The organism is Streptomyces sp. NPDC013187, assembly GCF_042899705.1.
In the GTDB taxonomy this organism is placed as follows: Bacteria; Actinomycetota; Actinomycetes; order Streptomycetales; family Streptomycetaceae; genus Streptomyces; species Streptomyces hawaiiensis_A.
On the sequence record NZ_JBIBAF010000004.1, the window covers coordinates 92,880 to 119,117 of the forward strand.

20 protein-coding genes and 1 pseudogene are annotated in these 26,238 nt (G+C 71.6%); 8 read left to right on the plus strand and 13 right to left on the minus strand.

The annotated features are described in order from the left end of the window. Positions 1–36 precede the first annotated feature (36 nt). Complete coding sequence (locus tag ACFY5B_RS08975; protein WP_389966694.1) at positions 37–1,395, minus strand: lysine N(6)-hydroxylase/L-ornithine N(5)-oxygenase family protein; 1,359 nt, start codon at positions 1,393–1,395, stop codon at positions 37–39. 250 nt (positions 1,396–1,645) lie between these two features. On the opposite strand from ACFY5B_RS08975, the gene ACFY5B_RS08980 reads away from it, so the two are divergent. Both ACFY5B_RS08980 and ACFY5B_RS08985 read left to right on the plus strand, forming a co-directional pair. After that, positions 1,646–2,593: a methionyl-tRNA formyltransferase gene (locus ACFY5B_RS08980; RefSeq protein WP_389966697.1), complete on the plus strand. Its 948-nt coding sequence runs from the start codon at positions 1,646–1,648 to the stop codon at positions 2,591–2,593. Positions 2,594–2,753: 160 nt separating this feature from the next. Next, entirely contained in the window at positions 2,754–3,233 is a 480-nt protein-coding gene (locus ACFY5B_RS08985) for a MarR family winged helix-turn-helix transcriptional regulator (protein ID WP_389966700.1), read from the plus strand. On the opposite strand, the gene ACFY5B_RS08990 is transcribed toward ACFY5B_RS08985, so the two are convergent. The 4 genes from ACFY5B_RS08990 to ACFY5B_RS09005 form a co-directional block, all read right to left on the minus strand. Further along, entirely contained in the window at positions 3,215–3,916 is a 702-nt protein-coding gene (locus tag ACFY5B_RS08990; RefSeq protein ID WP_389966702.1) for a response regulator, read from the minus strand. The genes ACFY5B_RS08985 and ACFY5B_RS08990 overlap by 19 nt on opposite strands. Further along, the gene (locus ACFY5B_RS08995; protein ID WP_389966705.1) at positions 3,913–5,541 is read right to left on the minus strand and encodes an ATP-binding protein; all 1,629 of its coding nucleotides are present in this window, start codon (positions 5,539–5,541) and stop codon (positions 3,913–3,915) included. Before ACFY5B_RS08995 ends, ACFY5B_RS08990 begins: the two co-directional genes overlap by 4 nt. A gap of 115 nt (positions 5,542–5,656) precedes the next feature. Then, a complete protein-coding gene (locus tag ACFY5B_RS09000) occupies positions 5,657–6,160 on the minus strand; it encodes a hypothetical protein (protein ID WP_389966708.1) in 504 nt (167 codons plus the stop codon). Between the two features lie 54 nt (positions 6,161–6,214). Continuing rightward, positions 6,215–8,161, minus strand: coding sequence for an ABC transporter ATP-binding protein (locus tag ACFY5B_RS09005; protein WP_389967700.1), 1,947 nt, complete (start codon positions 8,159–8,161; stop codon positions 6,215–6,217). Positions 8,162–8,376: 215 nt separating this feature from the next. On the opposite strand from ACFY5B_RS09005, the gene ACFY5B_RS09010 reads away from it, so the two are divergent. Beyond that, positions 8,377–9,360, plus strand: a complete 984-nt coding sequence (locus ACFY5B_RS09010) for a YbhN family protein (RefSeq protein WP_389966710.1) — start codon at positions 8,377–8,379, stop codon at positions 9,358–9,360. A gap of 267 nt (positions 9,361–9,627) precedes the next feature. Then, complete coding sequence (locus ACFY5B_RS09015) at positions 9,628–10,725, plus strand: mechanosensitive ion channel family protein (protein WP_389966713.1); 1,098 nt, start codon at positions 9,628–9,630, stop codon at positions 10,723–10,725. A gap of 12 nt (positions 10,726–10,737) precedes the next feature. On the opposite strand, the gene ACFY5B_RS09020 is transcribed toward ACFY5B_RS09015, so the two are convergent. After that, positions 10,738–12,282: a M1 family metallopeptidase gene (locus ACFY5B_RS09020; RefSeq protein WP_389966716.1), complete on the minus strand. Its 1,545-nt coding sequence runs from the start codon at positions 12,280–12,282 to the stop codon at positions 10,738–10,740. 187 nt (positions 12,283–12,469) lie between these two features. Here ACFY5B_RS09020 and ACFY5B_RS09025 point away from each other — a divergent pair, with 187 nt between their 5' ends. Continuing rightward, positions 12,470–14,689: an NADP-dependent isocitrate dehydrogenase gene (locus ACFY5B_RS09025; protein WP_389966719.1), complete on the plus strand. Its 2,220-nt coding sequence runs from the start codon at positions 12,470–12,472 to the stop codon at positions 14,687–14,689. An 87-nt stretch (positions 14,690–14,776) separates the two neighbouring features. Here ACFY5B_RS09025 and ACFY5B_RS09030 read toward each other — a convergent pair. Then, positions 14,777–14,905, minus strand: a pseudogene (locus ACFY5B_RS09030) (DUF5713 family protein); the annotation flags it as partial. A gap of 48 nt (positions 14,906–14,953) precedes the next feature. Between ACFY5B_RS09030 and ACFY5B_RS09035 the strand changes: the two are divergent. Beyond that, on the plus strand, positions 14,954–15,088 hold the full coding sequence (locus ACFY5B_RS09035) for a hypothetical protein (RefSeq protein ID WP_389966722.1): 135 nt from the start codon (positions 14,954–14,956) through the stop codon (positions 15,086–15,088). A 65-nt stretch (positions 15,089–15,153) separates the two neighbouring features. On the opposite strand, the gene ACFY5B_RS09040 is transcribed toward ACFY5B_RS09035, so the two are convergent. The 3 genes from ACFY5B_RS09040 to ACFY5B_RS09050 form a co-directional block, all read right to left on the minus strand. Beyond that, positions 15,154–16,773 (minus strand): ABC transporter substrate-binding protein, encoded by a 1,620-nt coding sequence (locus ACFY5B_RS09040; protein WP_389966725.1) that lies wholly within the window; start codon positions 16,771–16,773, stop codon positions 15,154–15,156. 41 nt (positions 16,774–16,814) lie between these two features. After that, positions 16,815–18,980 carry a hypothetical protein gene (locus ACFY5B_RS09045; protein WP_389966729.1) on the minus strand — a complete coding sequence of 722 codons (2,166 nt, stop codon included), beginning with the start codon at positions 18,978–18,980 and terminating at the stop codon, positions 16,815–16,817. 175 nt (positions 18,981–19,155) lie between these two features. Beyond that, on the minus strand, positions 19,156–19,365 hold the full coding sequence (locus ACFY5B_RS09050; protein ID WP_389966732.1) for a hypothetical protein: 210 nt from the start codon (positions 19,363–19,365) through the stop codon (positions 19,156–19,158). A 209-nt stretch (positions 19,366–19,574) separates the two neighbouring features. Here ACFY5B_RS09050 and ACFY5B_RS09055 point away from each other — a divergent pair, with 209 nt between their 5' ends. Then, positions 19,575–20,363 (plus strand): N-formylglutamate amidohydrolase, encoded by a 789-nt coding sequence (locus ACFY5B_RS09055; RefSeq protein ID WP_389966735.1) that lies wholly within the window; start codon positions 19,575–19,577, stop codon positions 20,361–20,363. A 547-nt stretch (positions 20,364–20,910) separates the two neighbouring features. On the opposite strand, the gene ACFY5B_RS09060 is transcribed toward ACFY5B_RS09055, so the two are convergent. The 3 genes from ACFY5B_RS09060 to ACFY5B_RS09070 all read right to left on the minus strand — a co-directional run bounded on the left by ACFY5B_RS09060 (position 20,911) and on the right by ACFY5B_RS09070 (position 23,464). After that, positions 20,911–21,399 (minus strand): hypothetical protein, encoded by a 489-nt coding sequence (locus tag ACFY5B_RS09060; protein WP_389966738.1) that lies wholly within the window; start codon positions 21,397–21,399, stop codon positions 20,911–20,913. Next, the gene (locus ACFY5B_RS09065) at positions 21,396–21,971 is read right to left on the minus strand and encodes an RNA polymerase sigma factor (protein WP_389966741.1); all 576 of its coding nucleotides are present in this window, start codon (positions 21,969–21,971) and stop codon (positions 21,396–21,398) included. The genes ACFY5B_RS09060 and ACFY5B_RS09065 overlap by 4 nt, the downstream gene beginning before the upstream one ends. 62 nt (positions 21,972–22,033) lie before the next feature. Then, on the minus strand, positions 22,034–23,464 hold the full coding sequence (locus ACFY5B_RS09070) for a S8/S53 family peptidase (RefSeq protein WP_389966744.1): 1,431 nt from the start codon (positions 23,462–23,464) through the stop codon (positions 22,034–22,036). A 167-nt stretch (positions 23,465–23,631) separates the two neighbouring features. On the opposite strand from ACFY5B_RS09070, the gene ACFY5B_RS09075 reads away from it, so the two are divergent. Then, complete coding sequence (locus ACFY5B_RS09075; protein ID WP_389967702.1) at positions 23,632–26,199, plus strand: CHAT domain-containing protein; 2,568 nt, start codon at positions 23,632–23,634, stop codon at positions 26,197–26,199. The last annotated feature ends 39 nt before the right edge of the window (positions 26,200–26,238 follow it).

A 26,238-nucleotide genomic window follows, 5' to 3' on the forward strand; every position in this document is an offset into this window, starting at 1 on the left:
CCCTTGCGCCGGCGGTGAGTTGATCGAGCGCGGTGCTTACGGACGGGCCGTGCTGCCCGTGCCGTCGGCGAGCGTGCGGGCCTCGTCGGCGGCGGGAGCGGAGCCGCGTCCGAGGAGCGAGTCCAGGATCTCGCCCACCCTGATGGCCGTGTTGGACAGCAGGGACGAGGTGATGCCGTGCGTGTGCTCGGTGCCGCCCTGGAGGTAGATGCCGCAGCGCAGGGCTGGGTCGGTCGCGATGCGCCAGTCACGCTCGACGCGGACGCGGCCCTCCTCGTCGCGGACGCAGCGGTCGGCGACCTCACCGAGCAGACCGGTGGGGTCGGCGGGGCTGTAGCCGGTGGCGAAGACGACGACATCGGCGTCGAGGTCGGTCTCCTCGCCGGTGACGAGGGACTTCACGGTGGCCAGGGCGCTGGTCGGGGTCTCCTTGACGGCGGTGAGGCGGGAGACGTTGAGGAAGCGCAGGCGCTCGGTGCCGAGGACCTTCTCCTGGTACGACTGCCGGTAGAGGTCGTCGATCAGGTCGATGTCCACCACGGAGTAGTTGGTGTTGCCGTGGTAGTCCATCAGGCGGCGCTTGACGTCCTCGGGCGCGGCGAAGTACTCGTCGACGGCCTGCGGGTCGAAGATCCGGTTGGCGAAGCTGCTGTCGTCGGCGGGGCTGTAGCCGTAGCGGGAGAAGACGGCGCAGACCTCGGCCCCGGGGAAGCGGCGGTGCAGGTAGGCGACGTTCTCGGCGGCGCTCTGACCGGCGCCCACGACGACGAAGCGGGACGGCGAGGTGCCCTCCAACTCGTCGACTCGGGCCAGAAGTTCGGAGTTGTGCCAGACGCGTTCGCCGCGCTCCACGCCCTCGGGCATGAGGGGGCGCAGGCCGGTGCCGATGACGAGGTTGCGGGCCCGGTGGACCTCCAGGCCGCCGCCCGAGCGGACGGTCACCTCCAGGTGCTCCACGACGCCGTCCCGGGTCACGGGCGCGACCCCGACGACCTCGTGTCCGTAGGAGACCATGTCGTCGACCTGGGACGCGGCCCACTCGAAGTAGTCGTGGAACTCCACGCGCAGCGGGAACAGGTTCTTGTGGTTGATGAAGTCGATCAGCCGGCCCTTGCTCTGCAGGTAGCAGAGGAAGCTGTAATCGCTGGCCGGGTTCCGCAGCGTCACCAGGTCCTTGAGGAAGGAGACCTGCATGGTGGCGTCGTCGATGAGCATGCCGCGGTGCCAGCCGAAGCGGGGCTGCTGCTCGAAGAAGTGAGCGGTGATCGCCTCCTGCCCGCCGACGCGGGTGTTGTGCTCGCGGAGCGCGATCGCCATGGCCACGTTGGACGGCCCGAAGCCGATACCGATCAGGTCGTGGACCGGCGATGCGTCACCGGGAAGAACCTGCGACATGTCACTCCCATCGTGCGGGGCAGCCGCGCGTGTCAGGTGTGGAGGGAACGGGAGACGGGCATGCCAACGACGCGGCACGCCAACGAACTTAGGTGAGCCTAAGCTAAACCCGTTGAGGTGTCGACAGGGCAAAACGGACACCACCTGAAGGTGATCCCGGTCAACTCACCGAATCCGCCGACCCGTTGCACACTAAGGTAAGCCTTGCTTTACTTGCGTCGGCCAATACCTTGCTCTGAGGAGGAACCCCATGCGGGTCGTCATGTTCGGTTACCAGACCTGGGGGCACCGCACCCTGCAAGCCCTCCTGGATTCCGAGCACGACGTGGTGCTGGTCGTGACCCACCCCAAGAGCGAGCACGCCTACGAGAAGATCTGGAGCGACTCCGTCGCGGACCTCGCCGAGGAGCACGGCGTCCCGGTCCTGATCCGCAACCGCCCGGACGACGACGAGCTGTTCGAGCGCCTCAAGGAGGCCGACCCGGACATCATCGTGGCCAACAACTGGCGTACCTGGATCCCGCCCCGCATCTTCGGCCTGCCCCGACACGGCACGCTGAACGTGCACGACTCGCTGCTGCCGAAGTACGCCGGCTTCTCCCCGCTGATCTGGGCGCTCATCAACGGCGAGCCGGAAGTGGGCGTCACGGCGCACATGATGAACGACGAACTCGACGCCGGCGACATCGTCCGGCAGGAGGCGGTACCGGTCGGTCCGGCGGACACCGCGACCGACCTCTTCCACAAGACCGTCGACCTCATCGCCCCGGTCACCATCGGCGCGCTCGGCCTGATCGCCTCCGGGCAGACCGAGTTCACCAAGCAGGACCGCTCCCAGGCGTCCTTCTTCCACAAGCGGGCCGACGAGGACAGCCGCATCGACTGGAACTGGCCGGCGGAGGACCTGGAGCGCCTGGTGCGCGCCCAGTCGGAGCCGTACCCCAGCGCCTACACCTTCCACCGGGGCAAGCGGCTGGACGTCCTGGCCTCGTTCGTGTCCGAGGGCCGCTACGGCGGCACCCCCGGACGGATCTTCTACCGCGAGGGCGACGGCGTGGTGATCGTCGCCGGCGCCGACGCCCGCACGGGACGCAACCACGGCCTGGCCATCACCCGCGTACGCACCGAGGACGGCCGGGAGTTGCCCGCGGCCGAGTACTTCACCTCCATGGGCGGCTACCTCACCGGCCGCCCCTGACCCGCCGGCCCCGGTACGGTCCCGGGGCCGGCCGGCAGCGCCGTCGTGCGGACCCGGTCCGCACGACGGCGATCGCGCTGGGAGTGCTGCGCCCAGATGTCAAGTGCCGTATTTCTGGAGCGTGTTCACAGAGAAGGCACAGCCGGGCTACCGTTCACGCATGACGCCGCCCAGCGTGCTGAACCTCAGCGCGTACCTGATGTACGCGACCGGAAAGGCAGCCCGCCGCACCCTGTCCGAGAAACTCACGGCCAGAGGGTTGCGGTTGTGGCATCTGACCGTCCTGACCCTGGTCGCCGATCTCGGACCGCAGCCCAAGGGCGTCCTGGCCGCCCGGCTGGACATGAACGCCAGCGACCTCGCGAGGATCGTGAAGGACCTGGCCGACGCGGGGCAGGTCGAGTGCGTCCGCAGCCTCGCCGACCGCCGCCGCGTCGACGTCCGCATCACCCCGCGGGGCAGAACGGCCCTCGACCACCTCAACGCCGACATCGCCTCCGCGGACGACGACCTCCTGACCCCGCTGAGCGATGCCGAACGGGAGCAACTGGCCTCCCTGCTGCGGCGCGTGCACGCCCACCACGAGGAACAGGGCCCCGCCGCCGGGTTCCGGGTGACGGCTCAGGCCCGCCAGCCGTAGCGGCGTTCGGGCCGGCCGGCGGCACCGTAGCGCAGGGACACCTCCGCACTGCCTGTGCCGTGGAAGTACTCCAGGTAGCGGCGGGCGCTCACCCGGGACACGCCGGTGACCGCGGCGCACTCGGTTGCGGACAGGGTGCCGTCCGCCTCACGCAGGGCCCGCTCGACGAGTTCGGCGGTCTCCACACTCATGCCCTTGGGCAGGGTGTGGGCCGGTGCCGGGCCGAACGCCCCGGCCAGGACACGGTCCACGTCCGCCTGGCCGCGGACCACCGTCGTGAGCAGCCTGCCCCGCTGAGCGGCGTAGCGCTCCAGGCGCAGGCGCAGATCCTGGAAGTCGAAGGGTTTGAGGAGGTAGTCGACCACGCCGCGGCGGACGGCGCCGCGTACCGTCTCGGCCTCCGTCGCCGCGCTGATGACCATGACGTCGCAGTCGTGCCCGGCGGTCCGCAGCCGGGGGATGACGTCCAGCCCGAACAGGTCGGGGAGGTACAGGTCGAGCAGAATGAGGTCGGGGCGCAGGCTCTCGACCGCCTCGATGGCCTGTCCGCCGGTGTGGGCCGTGCCGACGACGCGGAACGGCTCGACGCGTTCGACGAACGCGCGGTGGACTCTGGCCACCATGAAGTCGTCGTCGACCACGAGGACGTCGATGGCGTCCGCCTTGTCGCTCGCCTCGGTCATGGGGCCGCTCCTTCCGCCACCGCGCCGGTGAGGTGGCCGACGGTCATGCGTGCGGTGAAAACGGCCCCATCAGGGGTGTTGGACACCGAGATCTCTCCCCCGTGCCGTTCACAGACCAGCTTGGTCAGGGCCAGTCCGATGCCGCGCTCGCCCTCCCGGGCGGCCTTGGTGGTGAAACCGTGGGAGAAGACCTCGCGGGCCAGTTCCGGAGCCACGCCCGGCCCCGAGTCGCGGACCACGATCTCCACGCTGGAGGCGTCCTGCCGCAGCGCCACTGCCACCCAGGCGTCGTCCCGGGCGGTGGCGGCGTCGACGGCGTTGTCCACGAGGTTGCCGACCACGGTCGCCACATCGGCGGCGTCCTCAGGGGTCAGCCGCTCCAGCGCGGTGTCGTCCGAGATCCGCAGGCTGACCTTCCGTTCCGCCGCGAGGGAGGCCTTCGCCATCAGCAGTGCGGCGACCGCGGTGTCCCTCACGCGGCGGCTGAGGGTGACGTCCAGGGACTGGCGGTGCCGGCTCAAGGCGCGGATGTAGGCCACGACTTCGTCCTGTTCACCGATCTGGATCAGCCCGGAGATGGTGTGCAGCTGGTTGGCGAACTCGTGCGCCTGCGCGCGCAGCAGCTCGGAGGAGCTGCGGAAGGATCCGATCTCCCGTTCCAGCCGGGCCAGTTCGGTGCGGTCGCGCAGGGTGGTGACCGAGCCGAGCGGCCGTCCGTCCTTGGTGACGGTCATCCGGTTCATCACCAGGACCCGGCCGTGCCGGACGACGACCTCGTCGCGCTCGCCGGCGGCGGTGCCGGACAGCACGTCGCGCAGCCGCCCGTCGATGCCGAGGCCCGTGAGGCTCTGGCCGACGCAGTCCTCGGGCAGGTCGAGCAGGCGGCGGCCCATGTCGTTGACGAGGGTGAGCCGGTGCTGCGGGTCCAGGGCGAGCACGCCCTCGGCGATCCCGTACAGCATCGCCTCCCGGTGCTCGGCGAGCCCGGCGATCTCGCGCGGCTCCAGCCCGAGGGTCTGCCGTTTCACCCGCCGGGCGAGCAGCCAGGAACCGGCCACGCCCAGTCCGCTGGCGATGCCCAGGTAGGCGAGCAGATAGGAGGAGGCACCGCTGAGCCGCTGCCACACCGTCGGGTCGGCCTCACCGATCATCACCGTGCCGAGGATCCGGCCCAGGTTCTCCTCACTCGCACCGAGGACGGGCACCTGGGCGGCCAGCTCGCGGTTGCCGTCCAGGGTCAGCTGCCCGGACCAGCCGCGCCCCCGGGCGGTGCCCTGCCCCAGCCGCATCCGCTCCCCGACGACGGTGGGGTTCGTGGAGCTGACGATCCGCCCGGCCGCATCCGCGACCGTCACCGAGGTCACCCCCGACTGCGCCTGAGTGGCGAGCACCAGCGGGGCGAGCGCCTCCCCCGGCGCGGGACGCACCAGCTGGCTGCGCACCAGGGGGTTGGCGGCCAGCTGCTCGGCGAGCGCGCCCACCCGGCGCCCTTCGACGCGGTTGAACGTGGCCTGGGACTGGGCGAGGGAGACCGCGGCGACGGCCAGCAGCACCACCACGACGATGGCGAGCTGGAGCACCAGCATCTCGCCCGCGAGCGAGTGGCGACGAAAGGTGGCGACCACGACGAACTCAATCTGCGATGCCGCCGCGAGCGGGGCGGCTCATGTGCCGAGCCGCACCATCATGACGCCCACCAGCATCGACGACAAGAAGCAGGCGTGGCCGACCCCCCTGCGGTCACTTCCGGCCGGGTTCGGGGCCGATACCCCGCAGCTCCCTGATCGTGCCGCCGAGCTTCGCGCGGAAGGACTCCAGCAGCGCCGGCTTCACGCTGACCACCCAGCGCGTGCCGACGAGGTACTTGCCTCCGTAGACGCGCGCCTCCTCCAGCCAGGTCTCCTTGAACTTCTCCTCGGGGAAGGTGGTGATGAGGTAGTCGGCCTTCTCGGTGTGGCACAGGCCCTGGCGCAGTTCGTCGGCGTCGATGCGGATCTTCGCCTTGCAGCCGGTCAGCCCGGCGATCACCTCCACCTTGGCCGGTGCGACGACCCCGGCGGCGGGAGCGGCGGTCACACTCGGCGCAGCCTTGCCGCCGCCCGCGCCCCCGGTGTCGTCACCGCCGCCGCAGGCGGTGACGAGGGGAAGGACGACCAGGACACCGGCCGCCGTGACGGCACGCAGCCGGAGGGCGCGCGAGGGGCTTCGGCGGGTGGATCGTACGGGCGCTTGCTGCTGGGACACGTCGCCTCTCCGGGTGCGGACTGTCGGCCTGTCTTTCAGGAGCACTCGCTGTCCTCAGGAGTGCTCGGGGAGGAGTACGCACAGGTCCGGGCGGGCGTTCACGCCCTGCGCCGCCTCCCCCACCGCCTCGCTCCGCGCCCCGTTGGCCGGTCCGCCGAACTGGGTGCGGTACAGCTCCGCGTACCGCTGCCCCGCCGCCAGGAGTTCCTCGTGCGTGCCCCGTTCCACGATCCGGCCGGCCTCGACGACCAGGATCTGGTCGGCCGCGCGCACGGTGGAGAGACGGTGGGCGATCACGACGGCCGTGCGGCCTTCGAGGGCTTCGGCGAGGGCTTCCTGGACGGCGGCCTCGGAGGTGTTGTCGAGGTGGGCCGTGGCCTCGTCGAGGATGACGACGCGCTGGCGGGCCAGCAGCAGCCGGGCGATGGTCATGCGCTGGCGTTCGCCGCCGGACAGGCGGTAGCCGCGCTCGCCGACGACGGTGTCGAGTCCGTCGGGCAGGGACCGTACGAGCTCGTCGAGGCGGGCCCGGCGCAGGGCGTCCCACAGGTCGCTCTCGGTGGCCTCGGGCCGGGCGAGCAGCAGGTTGGCGCGGACGGTGTCGTGGAAGAGGTGACCGTCCTGGGTGACCATGCCCAGGGTCTGCCGCAGCGAGTGCGCCGTGAGGTCGCGGACGTCGACGCCGCCGACGCGCACGGCACCCTCGTCGGTGTCGTACAGGCGCGGCATGAGCTGCGCGATGGTCGACTTGCCCGCGCCGGAGGAGCCGACGAGTGCCACGGTCTGGCCGGGCTCGGCGCGGAAGGACAGGCCGTGCAGCACCTCGTCGCCGCCTCGGCCGTCCAGGGACGCGACCTCCTCCAGGGAGGCCAGGGAGACCTTGTCGGCGGCCGGGTAGCCGAAGCGGACCTGGTCGAACTCGACCGACACGGGCCCGTCGGGGACCGGGCGCGCGTCCGGCTTCTCCTCGATGAGGGGCCGGAGGTCGAGCACCTCGAAGACCCGCTCGAAGCTGACCAGGGCGCTCATCACCTCGACGCGAGCCCCCGCGAGCGCCGTCAGCGGCGCGTACAGCCGGGTCAGGAGCAGGGCGAGCGACACGACCGCGCCGGGCTCCAGGGCGCCGCGCAGGGCGAACCAGCCGCCGAGGCCGTAGACCAGGGCCAGGGCGAGCGCCGAGACCAGGGTGAGCGCGGTGATGAAGGCCGCCTGGGCGGTCGCGGTCCGGATCCCGATGTCCGCGACCCGGCGGGCCCGTTCGGCGAACTCCCGCGACTCCTCCTCGGGACGGCCGAAGAGCTTGACCAGGGTGGCGCCGGGGGCGGAGAACCGCTCGGTCATGCGGGTTCCCATCGCGGCGTTCAGCGTCGCCGCCTCCCGCTGCATCCGGGCCATGCGGCTGCCCATGCGCCGGGCCGGGATCACGAACACCGGCAGCAGCACCAGGGCCAGCAGGGTGATCTGCCAGGACAGCGTGAGCATCACCGCGAGCGTGAGGAGCAGCGTGACGAGGTTGCTGACCACTCCGGACAGGGTGTTGCTGAACGCGCGCTGCGCGCCGATGACGTCGTTGTTGAGCCGGGAGACGAGGGCGCCCGTACGTGTGCGTGTGAAGAACGCGACCGGCATGCGCTGCACATGGTCGAAGACGGCGGTCCGCAGATCGAGGATGAGATGCTCCCCGAGCGTCGCGGACAGTCTCCGGCCGAGGATGCCCAGGGCCGCCTCCGCCACCGCGATCAGCGCGATGAGCAGGGCGAGGCGTACGACCCTGTCCTCGTCCCCCTGGGACACGATCGTGTCCACGACCCACCCGGCCAGGACGGGCGTCGCCACGGCCAGCAGGGCGGTACCCACACCGAGCAGGACAAAGAAGACAATTCGGCGCCGGTGCGGGCGGGCGAACGCGCCGATGCGACGCAGGGTGGTCAAGGCGAAGGGGCGGCGCTCCTGTTCGGCGTTCATGACGCTGTGCAGCTGTGTCCACGCTGTGGTCTCCATACTCATGACGGAGACCGTAGAACCTCAAGCAATCTTGAGGTCAAGGAGCTCGCACATTTCTCCGATATCCCGCACAATCAGCCCGATCCCCCTCTTCCCCGTCGCTTCGCGCAAAGGCCCCTATGACGCTCCCCACGCAGCCGCTTCCCGCGCGCAATCCCCAGTCCCCGCTCCCGCAACCCGCAGTTGGCACGGCCTGGACAGCCTCTACAGACGTGACAGCGGTACAACTCCCCGAACTCCGACCGGGACGACTCCCCCGTCGCGTCCCGGTCCGCCGTCTGCGGCAGATCCTGTGTCTGCTCCCTCTCCTGCTCGTCACCGTGGTCGCGGTGCAGCACCGGTCGGTGCTGGCGGCCGGTTTCGCGCATCTGGGCACCGCCGAGTGGCCCTGGCTGCTGGCCGCCGTCGGCGCGACTTGTCTGACCTGGGTCGCCGCCTCCTGCACCCGGCAGGGCGCGGTCGTCGAACGGCTGCCCCGACGACGGCTGCTGGCTACGCAGTTCGCGGCCGGCGCGGCCAACCACCTACTGCCGACCGGGCTGGGCGCGAGCGCCGTCAACCTGCGGTTCATGACGGTCTGCGGACTGCCCCTCGCCCGCTCCTCGGCCGCCCTCGGCCTGTACCTGCTCGCCGAGAGCGCCGGCCGGGTCCTGCTGCTGGGCGCCCTGCTCGTCGCGTTCCCCGACGCGCTGCGGCTGGGCACGCTGGTGCCGGAGACGGCGTTCGGTCCGCTGCTGGCCGGCGTCGGGGTGGTGCTGGTGATCGCCGCGACCGTGCTCGTCCTCGTACGGCGGCTGCGCTCGGCCCTGGTCTCCTTCCTGCGGACGGCGCTGGGCGAGGCGCGCTCGGTGCACACCCGGCCCGCCCGGGCGCTGGCGCTGTGGGGCGGGTCGTTCGCCTTCCCGGCGCTGCAGGCGTCGGTTCTCGTGCTGGTGGGGCGGGCGCTGGGGCTGGACATCCCCCCCGCGCACATGGCGGTGGCCTACCTGGCGGCGACGGTCGCCGTCGCGCTGGTGCCCACGCCGGGCGGGATCGGCTCGGTGGAGGCGGCGCTGGTCGTGGCGCTGGTCGCGGCGGGCGGCCCGGCCGCGGTGGCCACCGCCGTGGTCCTTGCCTTCCGGGTCATCACCGTCTGGCTGCCGCTGGTGCCGGGCGCGCTGACGCTGGCGGCGCTGGTGCGGCTGAAGGTGATCTGACCCGGATGGCGCGCCGGCTCGGTCACGCGGCAGGGGCGCGCGTGACCGTGCGTCATGTGCACCAACTCACCCTCCCCCGATCCCCGTCCGCGGTTCGGAACCCCGTGCGGGATGCGGCAGGATGAACGATCGTGCCGACCGCGGGTCAGGGCGGTCGGGCACCTTCGAGCAGCATCCCGGAGAACGAGCAGGTGACGACGTGACGAGAATGCACATCCGGCCGTTGACGACGGCGTTGGCCGTGGTTGTCCGCCCCGGAGGTGACCGGTGAACCGGGACCTCACCGTGGACGATCTGCTCTTCGCCGGTATCGCCCTCGGCTCGGGCCTGCTGGCGGCCTTCGCACTGCGGATCCTGCTGCGCTGGCTGGGCGGGCACGCCGACCGGACCCGCTGGAGCGGGGACGACGTCATCGTGCACGCGCTGCGGGCCGTGGTGCCCTGGGCCGCGGTCGTGGGCGGCGTGGCGGGCGCGGCGGCCGTGCTGCCGCTGACCCGCACCGTGCAGCACACCACCAACCAGGTGCTCACCGTGCTGCTGATCTTCGTGGCGACGGTGTCGGTGGCCCGGGTGGTGACCGGACTGGTGCGCACGGTCACCCAGTCACGCTCCGGGGTCGCCGGATCGGCCACCATCTTCGTCAACATCACCCGGATCCTGGTTCTGGCCATCGGTTTCCTGGTGGTGCTCCAGACCCTGGGCATCTCCATAGCCCCGCTGCTCACCGCCCTGGGTGTCGGCGGTCTGGCCGTCGCGCTGGCGCTCCAGGACACCCTCGCCAACCTCTTCGCGGGCATCCACATCCTCGCCTCCAAGACCGTCCAGCCCGGTGACTACATCAAGCTCAGCAGCGGCGAGGAAGGCTACGTCGAGGACATCAACTGGCGGCAGACGACCATCCGCAACCTGTCCAACAACCTCATCGTGCTCCCCAACGGCCAGCTCGCGCAGGCGAACATGACCAACTTCATGCGCCCCGAGGAGCAGCTGACCATCCTGGTCCAGGTCGGGGTGGCCTACGACAGCGATCTGGAGCACGTGGAGCGGGTGACCAACGAGGTCATCGCCGAGACGATGACCGAGGTCGAGGGCGCGGTGCCGGACCACGAGCCGATCATCCGGTTCCACACCTTCGGCGACTCCCGGATCGGCTTCACCGTCATCCTGGGCGTCGGCGAGTTCAGCGACCAGTACCGGATCAAGCACGAGTTCATCAAGCGCCTGCACAAGCGCTACCGCGCGGAGGGCATCCGCATCCCCGCCCCGGCCCGGACGGTGACGCTGCAGCAGGGTTCGGTCGGCATCCCGCAGCAGCGGACCGGCGAGATCGAACCGGGCGGGCTGAGCCCCGCCCGGTTCGACTGAGGCGCTCCGCCCTTACAGCGTCGCGGAGTTCTCGTGGTGGTGGCTGTCCCTCCGGTCGCGCGGTGCCGCGAGGGACGCCTTCGCCGGCGTCACGGTCCAGTCCGGGTGGCCGGGCATCCTGGGCGTCTTCGTGCCGTACAGCCAGTCCCGCAGGAAGCCGGTCAGGTCCTGGCCCGAGACTTCCGAGGCGACGGCGATGTAGTCCTCCGTGGAGGCCGAGGAGTCGCGGTACCGCTCCAGGAACGTGCGCTCGAGGGCCGTGAAGGCCGCCTCGCCGACCTGCTGCCGCAGCGCGTAGAGCACGAGGACGCCGCCGAGGTAGCGCTGGCTGTCGAACAGGTTGGCCGCGTTGGGTGCGGCGACCGGCCCGGAGGTCTGGCGCCACTGGTCGCCGAGGGCGTAGGTGTCCTTCATCCGGGCTTCCATGGTGGTCATGCCCTTGGAGTCGGGCCAGCCGCGCTCGTAGCGGTACAGCAGGCCGTAGAAGTCGGCGTGGCCCTCGTTCAGCCACAGGTCGGCCCAGGTGGCGGGGCTGACGCTGTTGCCGAAGTAGGAGTGGACCAACTCGTGCATCATGTGCGAGCCGATCTTGCTCTCCTCCTGGAGGAGGTAGTTCGGCTTGTAGATCGTGAGGGTCTGGGTCTCCAGGCCGGTGAAGTCGAAGGCGTCCGGAGCGTCGTTGTTGCAGGGCAGCAGGCCGTACGTCTCGAAGGGGTACGCGCCGAGCCGCTGCTCGACCCAGGACACCAGCGCCGGGGTGAGCGCCAGGGCGGGCTCCAGGGCGGTGGCCCGGGCGACGGGGACGACGTCCCGCAGCGGCAGGCCGTGCGGACCCTGCCGGTCCTTGATCACATAGTCGCCGACGGTGATCTGCACCACCTCGGTGGCGATCGGCGAACGGGAACGGTACGTGTACGCCGTCCGATCGCCGGACAGCTGTTCGGTGCGCACCAGCCGGCCGCTGGCGACGCCCCGCAGCCCGGCGGGCACGGTGAGCCGGAAGGTGAAGTCGGCCTTGTCCGAGGGGTGGTCGTTGCACGGGAAGACGGTGTGCGCCAGGTCCGGCTGGCAGCACACCGCGAACCCGTCCGGGGTGGCCACCCAGCCGCCGGCGGGCGGCGGGGTCCGGCGCGGGTCGGCGCCGTAGGCCACGCACACGGTGACCCGGCACTTCGCCGCGAGCTTGCGTGCGGGGGTGATCCGCAGCTTCTCGGCCACCTGCTCGAAGGCGGCGGCGCGGCCGCCGACGCGGACCGAGCGTATGTCCAGGCCGCGCGCGTCCAGGGAGAAGCGGCTCAGGGCCTGGGTGGTGCGGATGGTCAGGGTCGCGGTGGCCTCGACGAGCTTGGTCGTGGCGTCGTAGGCGAAGTCGAGGTGGTAGGCCGAGACGCGGTATCCGTCGTTGCCGAGGGCGGGGTAGACGGAGTCACCGAGGGTCTCGGCGCCCGGGGTGGCGCCGTCGCCTGGGGCCGCCTGGGCCGGGATCCCCGTGGTCAGTGCCGCCGCCGTGCCGAGAAGGGCAACCGCCGGGGCCGTCACTCTGGTGCGATATCTCATGGTCCGCTTTCGCTCGGGCGGCCGGGTGGTCGGATCCGGCCGTGGCTTGGAGTGAGTGATCTCTCTCCCAGACACGGCAACGAGGCGATCGGTTGCACGAAACTGGTCGTGGACCCCTGTCGAGCCGAGGCCGGTCACGAGATATCTTGATGTCGAGCAATGTTGCAGACGTGGAGCGGAGCACCCGGTGACTGACTCGACCATCATCTATACGCACACTGACGAGGCCCCCGCACTGGCGACGTATTCCTTCCTGCCGGTGGTCCGGGCGTACGCCTCGCAGGCGGGTGTCGCTGTGGAGACCCGCGACATCTCGCTGGCCGGGCGCATCATCGCCGTGTTCCCGGAGTACCTCACCGAGGACCAGCGCATCCCGGACGCCCTCGCGGAGCTCGGCGAGCTGGCCAAGACGCCCGCCGCCAACATCATCAAGCTGCCGAACATCTCGGCGTCCATCCCGCAGCTCAAGGCCGCCGTGGCCGAGCTGCAGGGCCAGGGCTACGCGCTGCCGGACTACCCGGACGACCCGAAGACCGACGAGGAGCGCGAGATCCGCGCCCGTTACGACAAGGTCAAGGGCTCGGCGGTGAACCCGGTCCTGCGTGAGGGCAACTCCGACCGGCGCGCCCCCGCCTCGGTCAAGAACTACGCCAAGTCCCACCCGCACCGCATGGGCGCCTGGACCGCCGAGTCCAAGACGAACGTGGCGACCATGGGCCAGAACGACTTCCGCTCCACCGAGAAGTCCGTCGTGATCGCCGAGGACGGCGCGCTGCGCATCGAGCTCGTCGGCGACGACGGCACCACCACGGTGCTGCGCGAGTCCGTACCCGTCCTCGCCGGTGAGGTCGTCGACGCCTCCGTGATGCGCGTCGCCGCGCTGCGCGAGTTCCTGACCGCGCAGGTCGCCAAGGCCAAGGCCGAGGGCGTGCTGTTCTCGGTGCACCTGAAGGCGACGATGATGAAGGTCTCCGACCCGATCGTCTTCGGCCACGTGGTGCGCGCCTTCTTCCCGAAGACGTTCGCGCAGTTCGGCGACAAGCTCGCCGCGGCCGGCCTCACCCCGAACGACGGCCTCGGCGGCATCTGGAAGGGCCTGGACGCCCTGCCGGAGGGCGCCGAGATCAAGGCGTCCTTCGACGCCGAGCTCGCCGAGGGCCCGGAGCTGGCGATGGTCGACTCCGACAAGGGCATCACCAACCTGCACGTCCCCTCGGACGTCATCATCGACGCCTCCATGCCGGCCATGATCCGCACCTCCGGCCACATGTGGGGCCCGGACGGGCAGGAGCACGACGCCCTCGCGGTCATCCCGGACTCCTCCTACGCGGGCGTCTACCAGGCCGTGATCGAGGACTGCCGGGCCAACGGCGCCTTCGACCCGTCCACGATGGGCACGGTGCCGAACGTCGGCCTCATGGCGCAGAAGGCCGAGGAGTACGGCAGCCACGACAAGACCTTCGAGATCGCCACCACGGGCACGGTCCGCCTGGTCGACGGCAACGGCACCGCGCTCATCGAGCAGGCCGTCTCGGCCGGTGACATCTTCCGTGCCTGCCAGACCAAGGACGCGCCGATCAAGGACTGGGTGAAGCTGGCCGTCACCCGCGCCCGCGCCACCGGCGACCCGGCGGTGTTCTGGCTGGACGAGACCCGCGCGCACGACGCCAACCTCATCGCGAAGGTCAACACCTACCTCGCCGAGCACGACACCGAGGGCCTGGACATCCGGATCCTGAACCCGGTCGAGGCGACGAAGCTGTCGGTGGAGCGCATCCGCCGCGGCGAGAACACCATCTCGGTCACCGGCAACGTCCTGCGTGACTACCTGACCGACCTGTTCCCGATCCTGGAGCTGGGCACCAGCGCCAAGATGCTGTCGGTCGTCCCGCTGATGGCGGGCGGCGGCCTGTTCGAGACGGGTGCGGGCGGCTCGGCGCCGAAGCACGTGCAGCAGCTGGTCAAGGAGAACTACCTGCGCTGGGACTCGCTGGGTGAGTTCTTCGCCCTGGTGCCGTCCTTCGAGCAGCTCGCGAAGGTGGCGGGCAACGCCCGCGCCCAGATCCTGGCCGACACCCTGGACCGCGCCACGGCGACCTTCCTCGAGGAGGACAAGTCCCCGACCCGCCGCGTCGGCGGCATCGACAACCGCGGCAGCCACTTCTACCTGTCCCTGTACTGGGCGCAGGAGCTGGCCCGGCAGAGCGACGACGCGGACCTGGCGAAGGCCTTCGCCCCGCTCGCCGAGACGCTCGCCGCGAACGAGCAGAAGATCGTCGACGAGCTGATCGGCGCCCAGGGCAAGCCGGTCGACATCGGCGGCTACTACCAGCCCGACCCGGCGAAGGCCGCGGAGGCCATGCGCCCGTCCGCCACGTGGAACGAGGCCCTGGCGTCCCTGAGCTGACGCCCCGGGCCCCACGGCCCACCCCCTCCGCCCCGGCCGGCACGGCGCCCGGCCGGGGCGGAGCCATGTGCGGCCCTCCCCCGGCCCTCACCACTCCCTCGTGGCGATCAGCTCCTCCACGTACGCGTCGGGGAAGCCGTACGCACGCGCGACGAAGTCGAAGTCCTCGGCCATCTCCTCCCGGGCCACCGTCTCGATCTCACTGCCCGCCGCCTCGATCGGGAATCCAGAAATCCGCGCGCCTTGGCCTGCGGCACGATCAAGGTGCCACATCACCCGACCGACGATGCCGAGGGCGCCAAGCCGATCAGCAACCAGCAGGTGAGCACCCATCCGTTTCTGCGGGCGCTCCACGTAGACGGCTACTGCCCGGACGACGTCGTGGACCGGGGCGACTGATCGGTCGCCCTGGCCGACGATGAGGTCGCCCTCTCAGTGCCCGGCGATCTGACGGTCCTCGGCCTTCAGGGTGTCCTGCTCGGAATCACGCAGTTCTTCGGCTGTTCCCGGCCGGTGGGCCAGCCGATGCCGACGAACTTCAGCGTGCCGCGGCCCTCCTGCCCTGGGTCCAGTTCGACCACGGCGACCGGCTTGTCGTACGGATTTCCGCCGCTGGTGAGGCAGATCAGACCGCTCGTTCCCTTCACCCGGTGCCGGGACTGGAGCTTGGACCACTCCGTGCCGACGTCCTTCAGGCCGGGTACCTGCTCGGCATCGTCGCCCTGTACCTCGTGCAGGGCGGTGCCGATGGTGAGGAGACCGTCGTAGACGAGCATCGTCCGGGAGTCCTCGAGGTTAGGGACGGAGCCGAGATCGGTCCCCTCGTGGAGGGTGGCCTCGATCAGCTTGTTCAGGCTGTCCAGGGCCGCTTTGGGTTCGGTGAGGTACTGAGGGAGCTCGTCGGCGGTGGGCTCGCGGTCGCGGCTCGCGTCCCATCTCTTCCTCCATGCCTTCAACTCGGTGCTCCAGGCGGCCGGGTGCGCCGGGGCGGCGTACTGCACCGTCACCTTCGGTTCGCCGCCCGTGCCGCGCAGCTGCGCCCAGTCCTTCGCCGACATGCCCTGCCGCAGCGAGGCGGCGTCGGATCCGCTGATGATCGTGTAGTGCCGGTCCCCGCAGGGTTGTCGGGCGAGTTTGAGCGCGAATATCCGCAAGTGCAGTGTGCGGCCCGCGAAGTAGACGGTGTCGGCCGGCGAGTCACAGATGTTGTTGGCGATCTGGGTGAACTGATTGCCGGTCGACCCCGCCTCGTAGATCCCCGGGGACTCGAAGGGCATCGCGGCGGGCCCGGCCGGGCCGGCCTCCTCGATGCCCCGGAACGCGTCCGCCAGCGACTCGTCGTAGGCGTCCTGGCGGGTGTCGAAGACCATGACCGTTCGGGCGTCCTGCCGCCCGCGTTCACCGTTGAAGTCGGCCAAAGCCTTGGCCGCGCCGTTGTTGGTGGGGATGATCCGGGCCAGACCGGGGAATCGCTGCTTCGCCGCGCCGTCCGTGCCGTCCTCGTTCGCGATCCGGTCGCCGCTGATCCGGGAGGCGAGCACCGGGATCCCGTGCTTCGTCAGGCGTTCGACGGCCTTCTCCGTGGCGTCGAGGCTGAGGTTGAAGCCCGTGACGGCGCGCAGCCGGTCCTTCGACGAGCCGGCCATGCCGATCAGGGTGTCCACGACCTCGTTCTGCCGCCCGTAGTTCCGTCCTGGATTGGCCAGAACCAACCGGATCCTGGGCAGTTCGCCCTCACCCGCATTGGCCTGCCGCTGCCCCAGGTACGCGCCCTGGAGGTCGCTGCGCATCTGCCGGCGCAGTGTCGGCTGGTCCGACTGGAGCGGCAGCATCATCGCCACGGTGACATGAGGCTGCTGGGCGATCCGATCGTTCTCCTTCTTGATGGCCTGGGCCACGGCCCTGATCTCGCGTGTGCCGAAGTCGTACCCCTCGCCGCTGACACCGATGCACTCGTCGTCGATCCACTCGACACCGTCGGCGCAGGTGTCGGGTCTCTGCGCGGCGGATCTGCCGTACACGACGGCGGCCACGAGCACCGTCAGGCCGAGCAGCGCGTAGAGGATCTGCCGCCACCTGGGCATCCCCGTCCATCTGGGTCTCGACAGCCGACTGGGCATCCCCGTTACCTCCGTCGCCCGAGCTGATCGGTGCAGGAACAGCGAAGCAGCGGCCGCTGGTTCGCCGCCAGGCCGCTCCACTCGCCGGCCGTCGGGCCGAGATCCCCGGCGCCGTCGAACTCCATGATCGACAGGCGCTCCAGCAGGCCGGCCAGCGTGCGGGCCATCTCGCTCCCGGTGGGCCTGGTCCGCTCCTCGCACAGCCACACCGCGTGCAGCAGCTGGTCGACGGTGCGGCGCAGCGCGGGTCCCTCCATGGACACCAGACCCTGGGCGCGCACACGGCGGGCGTCCGCGCCGCCCGGATACGGAGCCTGCGCGATCTCCAGCAGCTCCGCGCACCACTCCCGGGGGCGGCCGGGCAGCGTGGCGGCGAGGTGGCGGACCACGTCGTCCGCGCCGCCCGAGACCAAGTGGTGGTTCATCCGGTGCGCTGTGAGGGAGCGGAACGCCTCGCCGCCCGGCGCCCCGTCGTCCGCCGCGCGCAGGGCGTAGTGGTCGCGCAGCAGATGGTGGTCGGCGTGCCAGGCGGCGCCGTCGGGGCACAGCCCGTAGAGCCGGTGCACGAGCAGCTGACGCAGCCCGAAGTCCCCGATGAAGTGCCTTTCACAGCCGGGCCACCCGGTTTCGGTGAGCAGCTTGGCAATCTGATGTGCGGTCAGGACGGAGACACGGTGTGCCTGATGGTGGACCAGTAGGACGTCTGCGCATTCCGTGTCGTGGGCCACCGACAGATGGGTGAGAAGATCGAGCCACTGGTCGCGGTGCTCGTCCGGCAGCCCTACCGGCAGCTGGTCCAGGATCAGCTCCTCCAGCAGTACGTCTGTCACCGGCCGTTCGGCGGCGCCGTCCGGGTGGCGCAGTGGGGCGTCGAGGAGGTCCCGGTCGTTGGCGTCCGCCGGCATCCGGAAGGTGGCGGCCGCTGCGGCCAGCCGGATCACCGTGTGCGGACGCCCGCCGCTCAGCCGTGCCACGGCGGCGACGACACGGCGGCGGTTCGCACCGCTCTCCGGCTCCGTGCGCCGCTGTCTTCGCAGGGTCTCGTCGCGGAGCTGGTCACCGGTGAGAAAGGGCATCCGCAGCAGGAGCACCCCGTCGGACAACGGCGCCCCGTCCGGCTGCGGGCCCGTGTTCCGGGACCATGTGGCCGGTATTCCGTCGGCGGGCCGGTACTCCGCCGGATACCCCGCGTCCTCGGGCGACAGCCCTCCGTAAAGGAAGGCGCCGCCGTCCTCCTGGCGTGCCGTGCCCACGATCACCACGCGGTCGCGCTGTCCGTCGCGCCGGTCGGTGAGCACGGCCCGCAACAGCCGCTGTCCCAGCGGTGAGTCGGCGTGGTCCAGGAGCAGCGCCGGGCGGCCGACGCGGCTCAGCCAGCCGACCGTGCCCTCGTAGGCCGCCTCGATGTCCTCACGCAGCGCCCGGAAGAGGAAGCGCTCCGCCACCTCCCGTGCCTCGCCGCCGGCCTTGAAGTCCGTGGCGAGATCGAGCAGCCCGTGCTCCGGCTGGTGGCCCGCGGTGGGATAGGCGCCGTAGATCCGCGTCAGCTCCCTCCTGCCCTTGGGTGCCGCGTTCGCGAAGAGGGCCTCCAGCAGGGCGCCGGCCACCGAGGCGCCGTATGCGCCGAGCAACTGTCCGGCGAGGGTGTTGAGCAGGTTGCGGATGACTCCGGTGAGCACGTTCCGCCAGAATCCACCGGTTCCCAGTCCGCGCAGGCCCTGCTGCTGGGGCAGGTTCTCGTAGCGTTCGACTTCCGTCCTGACCGCTTCGGGGCTGCGATCCGCGGCGCCGGTCGCGATCATCGTGAGGCCTGCGAAGAACCGTGGGAAGACGAACGGGCCGCCCGTTCCCTGCCACGCGCGCAGCCGCCCGGCGACGTCGACCAGGGCCTCGGTGAGGTCCGAGCGGGCGCCCGGTTCCGGCCCCGCGTCGTCCTCGTACGTCCGTGACGCGCAGTCCAGATAGATCACCGGCACTTTGGAGGCGAAGCGGTCGCGCACCAACCGCAGCAGCCGCCCCTTGCCCATCCCCGGGCCGCCGGTGAGCAGCACAACGGGAAGGTCGGGGCCGTACAACAGCTTGCTGCCACCGCCCGACGGCGACCGCCCGAGCAGGCGCGCGAAGAAACCTTCCTCCTCGAGAAGTCTCTCGAACCCCAGATCCTCACCCACGAATCCCCCATGGAGACTCTCCCGCCCCGGAGCGGGTGATCGATGTTACGGAGGGAGATCAGTGGAACACGAAACCCCCGCTGGGACAACGTCCTTGCTGTGAAGGGACGTTGGTGATGAAGCGCGCCCAGGCGCAGGGACTGCCCGAAGGAGTGGTTCCGGTTGGGCTCGGACGTCAGCGCCGGTGGGACTGCGGATCGGTCACGAGGCGCGGCATCTCGTGCAGCTTGCGCCGCATGGGTTTGCTGATACCCGCGCTGAGGCTGCCGATCGTTCCGGCGATCACACCCCATGCGGGCCTGGCGGCGCCGTTGGAGGGTGACGACATCCGCCAAACCGGTCTCGATCGGACCTGAGCCTTCCTCCGCGGCACGGGCAGCAGCACGAGAGTGAGGGTGCGACCTTCGGAATCCGACACAAGCGAAGAGATACTGCAGTCTCAGCTGGCTTCTCCGAGTTACCCGCACATTTCCCGAGATCACGAAACGGGGGGCCACGCACACCGCTGACCTGCTTACGAGCACCTTCAACGCTCTCCAGGGCCCTCAAGGAACCTGCACGTCATCCACCAACCCACAACACCCCGGAGCCTTCGTGACCGACGTCCCGCCCTCCTTCGAGCTGCTGCCCGGCGACCGGCGGTCGCCTGTGATCCTCCATGTTCCGCACTCCGCGCGGGAGATACCGGACGGCGTACGGGCGGGCATCGTGCTGGACGACGAGGAGCTGGCGCGGGAGCTGGACCACATCACGGACGCGCACACGGCGGAGATCGCCGAGGCGGCGGCCGGTCCGGCCGGCGTCACACCGTGGCGGTTCGTCAACCGGCTGTCGCGGCTGGTCGTCGATCCGGAGCGGTTTCCGGACGAGCGGGAGGAGATGCTGGCCGTCGGGATGGGAGCGGTCTACACGCGGACCACGCACGGCGGGGTGCTACGGCCCGACGGCGTCGATACCACGCCCCTCGTCGAGCAGTACTTCGAGCCGTACGCGCGGGCGATGACACGGGCCGTGGCGGACCGGCTGGAGGCCACCGGACGGGCCGTGATCATCGACGTGCACTCCTACCCGAGCCGGAGGCTGCCGTACGAACTGCACGGGGAGGGGCCGCGCCCGCCGGTCTGCCTCGGTACCGACCCCTTCCACACGCCTCCAGCGCTGCTCGCCGCGGCCCGGGAGGCGTTCGGGGAGACGGAAGTCGACACGCCGTTCGGTGGGACCTACGTCCCGTTGGAGTTCTACGGGAAGCGGTCCGAGGTGAGCGCGCTCATGGTGGAGATTCGCCGGGACACCTACATGACCGAGCCGGGCGGTCGCCCCGGACCCGGTGTGCGGCGACTCGCCGCCGCGCTGGCCGGCCTCGTCGACGCCGTGTCCGGCTGAACGGGTCCGGAGCGGCGTCCCCTGCGGATCAGAAGCGCCTCCCCCACGAGCGTGAGGAGCAACAGCACGAGGCAGCATGCGAAACCGAGCAGCCCGGCCCCGACCACGTAGAGCGAACCCGGGTCCGTGCACGCCCAGCTGGACGAGCAGTCGACGGTCCGCGGGTCCGCCGGCGGCCCCATCGCGTGCCAGCCGATGACGACGCAGAACACGGAGACGACGGCCGCGGCGGACAGCAGGCCCCACCGGACCCGCCGGGCTCCCCACCACGACAGGATCCATCCCGCGACGATCACCGCAGGCAGGATGAACACGTAACCGGGCACTATGTCCACTGTGAATCGCTCCGCGCCATCGAGGTCAGGCCGGTCTGCCGCTGGGTGATGTGGTTGCCCATGTCGATCAACCCTACGGTCGGGTGCTTGACGGACGGCAGGTCACCCGAAGGCTTCCGGGTCTCCACCTCCAGCCCAGGTCGAGCCGGGCGTGACCCGACCGGATAGTCCCCACGGCGTGGCGGCTCCGCCGAAGGCGTGCGGACGCCCCCCTACGCCCGCAGCCACTCCGTCACCACCACGTCCCCGCCGGTCCGCAGCCGCAGGGCGAACGGGCCGGACAGCGGCACGTCGGCGGTGAAGCGGCCCAGGTCGTCGGAGGTGAGTGGGGAGCCGGGCCGTGGCCCGCCGAGGACCTCGATCCGGGCCGGCTGCGGCGGCAGCACCTGCCCCATGATTCCCTGTGCGCTCACCTCGACGTCGACGGTCACCTCACCCGCCCGGAAGGTCAGCATCCGGGGCACGTCGGCGATACCCCGGACCGGCAGGGCGTCGACGAGCGAGTCGAAGGTCAGCTCGGCCACGCGCGCCTCCAGGTCGTGCAGCGCGTAGGCGTCGAGGGCGATCTGCTGGAGCTCCGCCGGTACCGGGTCGAGGACCGAGGCGGCCTGCCGCAGCTCCTCCTCCAGGAGTTCGTCGTCGAACTCCCGGTCGTCGAAGTCGGCTTCGCCGAAGAGGTCGTCGTCGTTCAGGTCGCTCACATGGCCCCCCGTGCCTCGAGCCGGGCCCGCAGACGCCGCAGACAGCGCTGGCGCAGCGGCCCGATGCTGCCCACCGCGATCCCCAGCGCGGCGGACACGTCGTGGTAGCTGGGCGGCGGCGTGGCCATCAGCACGCGCAGCAACTGCCTGCACCGCTCGCCCAGTTCCTCGAACTCCTGCCACAGCCGCCGCACGCGTTCGCTCTGCGCGGCGGCCTCCTCGGAGTCGAGCAGCGATTGTTCCGGCGTGCCGTCCTCGCTGGCCCGGTCCAGCAGCCGCGGATCGTCCGTCAAGGTCAGTCGCTGCGCACTGCGAATGACCTTGAGGCACTCGTGGCGCGCGGTGCTCGCCAGCCAGGCGCCCGCCTTGCCGGGCTCACGGATCCGCCCCAGATGCTGGGCGAAGCGGAACCAGGCCGTCTGGTACACCTCGTGGGCGTCGGCGTCGGAGAGCCGGTGGGCCCGGACGACGGACCACACCAGGGGGCTCAGCCCCTCCACGAGCGCCTTCCAGGCCGCCGAGTCGCCGTCGGCGGCCGCCTGGACGAGCGCGCCGACATCAGTACGGTCCACGGCAGCCCCACCCCTCGAGTACGGCAGGTCATCGTACGCCGTGGAGGGGGCGGCTCCGGCCGTCACAGCCCGGGGCCGAGGCGCACGACCGGGACCGGACGCCAGGTGGGGGGACGGAGCGCAGGGACGTGAGCGCCCCGCACTTCAGCGAACTCCACGTTCACAGACAGGAGTTGCCGCCGGGCCGCGCGTGGGTCGGTCTCCTTGTGCGCCGTCATGTGCGCGGCCACCAGACCCGCGGTCACGGGGGTGGCGAAGGAGGTGCCGCTCCACTGCGCGTACCCCTCGAACATCACCTGGTCCGGCTTGGCGGCGTCGCCCTCTTCGCTCAGCACACCGCTGTGGCGGGGGTGGCTGCACGTGCAGCCGTAGGAGAAGCCGTAGCGGCAGGCGTCGTACGTGGAGTGCTGGTACACGTACGGGACGGGCGCGTCGAAGCCGGTGAGGGCGCTGGTGAGGCGCTCTCCGGGGGCGTACACCTTCACCCAGGGCCCGTGGTTGGTGAAGCAGGCACCGGACTCGCCGTCGCTGCGCAGGGCGCCGACCGACAGCACGGAGTCCTCCCAGCCGGGCAGATCGGCGTAGGCGGCGGGCCAGAAGGGCGCGGCGCTGCCGTTGTTGCCGGCGGCGGCGACCAGCAGGGTGCGCTGCTCGCGCAGTTCGCGCATGAAGTTCTCGACGCCGAGCAGGCCGTCGGTGCGGCCGTTGGAGGTGCCGGCGGAGAGGCTGAGCACGTCGGGCCAGCCGCCCGCGTCGACGGCCTCGAAGAGCTTTTCGCCGAACTCGGACTCCAGGACGGCGCCCGCGTCGTTGAGGCTGCCGCGCACGGTGATGTCGGTGTTGGGCGCGACGGCGGCGACGAGCCCTGCGATGAACGTGCCGTGGCCGACGTACTGCTGGAGGACGCCCTGGTCGTCGCACTCCTGGACCTGCGCGTCGCCGCCGGTGTGGGCGAGCAGGCCGCAGGAACGGTAGTCGTGCATGAGGCCGGTGTCGACGACGAGGACGCCGATGGCGGTGTCCGGGTCGTGGGGCGTGCCGGCGGCGGCCGGGTTGGGCGGCTCGCTGAGCGGCACGGGGACCGGTTCGTCGCCGGGGCAGGCGTTGACCGCGATGTGCACGACGTGGTTGCGGGCGACCATCCGGTGCCCGGCGCGGGACTCGTGCTCCCGGACCGAGCGCAGGGCGTGGGCGACGGTGCGGTCGGCGTCCCGGCCGCCCTCGCCGGGGTCGCCGACGCGGATACGGGTGATGCCGCTGCGGTTGGTCCGCGGGCCCGCGCGGCGGACCTGCTCCTGGTCGAGGTCGGGTGCCGCCGTGAAATGCGCCCGCACCGTGTCCTCGACGATCCGGGCCTCCTCGCCGTCGCGGACGAGGACCACGCCCTTCTCGTACATGAATTCCGCCGAGTCGTCCGGGCCCATCGCCAGGGGGACGTCCGGCATCGAGCGCTGGATATGGTCGAACTGCTCGTGGAATCGCTGAGGTGCCATGGCGGGTCCTCCCGTTGGTGCGGCGTCGGCCGGTGCCGCTGAGCGGTCGTCAACAGGAGCCGACGGACCGCTCCTTGATACAGCACCACACCTGTGGGGGGCGGTACGGGAGCACTACCATCCGAGGAGTGACAGCGGGAAGCGACGCGGTGACCGATCTGCTGCCGATGGTGTTCGCCGACCCGGGCGAGGCTCTCGCGAGGGCCCGGGCCCTGCTCGACGCAGACACCTCCCCGCTGGACGCCTCCGTGGCCCATCAGGTGATCGGCATCTGGCAGCGGGACTTCGGCGACCTGCGGCTCGCGCTGCACCATCTGCGGCGGGCCCGGGCGTGCGCGGCGCGCGCCGACTCGGCCGACCGGGAGGCGGACGTGCTGGCCACGCTGGGCGTGGCGCTGGTGCACGCGGGCCGCACCCGGGACGGCCTGGCGGCGTTCGAGCGGGGTGTGGCGCGGGGCGGCGGGCACACCAGGGCGCGGGTGCTGTACCGGCGGGCGTACGTGTGGTGGGTGCTCGGTCACCATCGTGAGGCGCTGGAGGACGTGCGCCGGGCGGTGCCCGTGCTGCGGCAGGCGGACGACGTGATCTGGACGGCACGGGCGCTGACCCTGCGGGCCACCGTGCATCTGGCGCTGGGGTCGGTGGAGCGGGCCGAGGCGGACTTCACCGCGGCCGAGGCGCTGTGGGACACCACCGGCCAGGAGCACGACAAGGCGGACGCGGTGGAGAGCCGGGGCCTGGCCGCGTTCCGGTCGGGGGACGTGCCGGCGGCGCTGCGGCTGCTGGACGAGGCTGAGGAGCGCTACGCGCGGCTGGGCACGCCGACGTTCATGCTGAACATCCGGCGCTGCGAGGTGCTGATGGCGGCAGGTCTCGCACCGGAGGCACTGGCCGAGGCGGACGCGGCGACCGGGAGGCTGGACGGGATCGGCGGGCAGTCCACCCGCAAGGCGGAGCTGCTGCTGGCCGCCGCGCGAGCCGCCCGGTCGGCGGGCGATCAGCACACGGCGATCGCCCGTGCCGCCCTCGCGGTGCGGCTGTTCGCCGGGCAGCGGCGCTCCTGGTGGGAGGCGCACGCCCGGCTGGTGCTGATCGAGGCCAGGTACGCGGCCGGGCGCGGCTCCGGGCGGCTGGTCGCCGACGCCGCCGCGGTGGCCGGGACGCTGGCGTCCTTCGGCGCCCCGGCCGCGCCGGAGGCCTCGCTGCTCGCAGGCCGGATCGCGCTGGACCTGGGCTGGACCGGGGACGCGGAGCGGCACTTGGCCGTGGCCGCGCGCAGCCGCCGCGGCGGTCCGCCGCTGGCGCGGATGACGGGCTGGGCGGCGCAGGCGCTGCGGGCGCAGGCCGCCGGGTCGGCCCGGGGCGTGCTGCAGGCCTGCCGTCGGGGCCTGGACGTGCTCGACGACCACCGGATGACGCTGGGCGCCTCGGAGCTGCGGGCCCGGGCCACCGAACAGGGCGCGGAACTGGCGGCGTTGGCGCAGCGGGCGAGTCTGGTCTCCGGCGGGCCAAGGCGGCTGCTGCTGTGGAGCGAGCGCTGGCGGGCCACCGTGCTGTCCACCCCGCCGACCAGGCCGCCCGCGGACCCGGAGCTGCTCAGCGGCATGACCGCCTTCCGCGAGATCGCCTCGCGTGCGGAGGCCGCCCGGATGGAGGGCCGGCCCGTCGTGGCGCTGGAGCGCGAACAACGTCGCCTGGAGCGGCGGATCCGCTCCCGGACCCTGCACATGCGGGGCGAGGCCCCCGGCGGCGGGGACCGGTTCGACGTCGGCCGGCTGCTGGAGGAGCTGGGTGACGAGGCCCTGATGGTGGAACTCGCCGTGCTCGACGGGCGGGTGCAGGTGCTGCTGTGCGGACGCGGGCGGGTGCGCCGGTTCGGGGCCGGTCTGCTCACCGAGGCGGAGACCGAGGCCGAGCATGTGCAGGCCGGGCTGCGGCGGCTGGCCCACCCCGGGGCGGAGGCCCGGCTCCCCGTGGTGGAGGCGGCGGGCCGACGGCTGGAGGAACTGCTGCTGGGTCCGGCCGTGGCACAGCTGGGCGGCGGCCCGGTGGTGATCGTGCCGCCGGGGCGGCTGCACCGGGTGCCGTGGGCGCTGCTGCCGTCGCTGCGGGAGCGGGTGCTCAGTGTGTCGCCGTCGGCGGGCAGTTGGCTGCGGGCCCGGGGGACCGCGCCGCCGCCGGACGGCCGTCATGTGCTGGTGCGCGGCCCGGGCCTGGCCACGGGCGGTGCGGAGGTGCCCGAGCTGGCCGGCCGGTACGGCTGCGCGACGGTCCTGGAGGAGGACCGGGCGCGGGTGCCGCGGGTGCTGGAGGAGCTGGACGGGGCGGCGCTGGCGCACATCGCGGCGCACGGCACGTTCCGTGCGGACAGTCCGCTGTTCTCGTCCCTGCGGATGGCCGACGGGCCGATCGTCGTGCACGACTTCGAGCGGCTGGACCGCAGCCCCTACCGGATCATCCTGTCCTGCTGCGACACCGCGCGCCTCGCCTCGGTCGGCGCAGACGAACTGCTGGGCCTGGTCACGGCATTGCTGCCGCTCGGCACGGCCGGGGTGGTGGCGTGCAGCGCGCCCGTGAACGACGCCGCGGTGGTGCCGCTGATGCTCGCGCTGCACAAGGGCCTCGACGACGGCCTGTCCCTGGCGGAGGCGCTGCGCGACGCCCGGGCCGCCCTGCCGGGTGACGCGCTGCACCAGGCCACGGGGTGGGCGTTCTCGGCGTTCGGGGCGGCCTGACCCGGTCCACCGTTCCGGGCGGGCCGACCCGGTCCACCG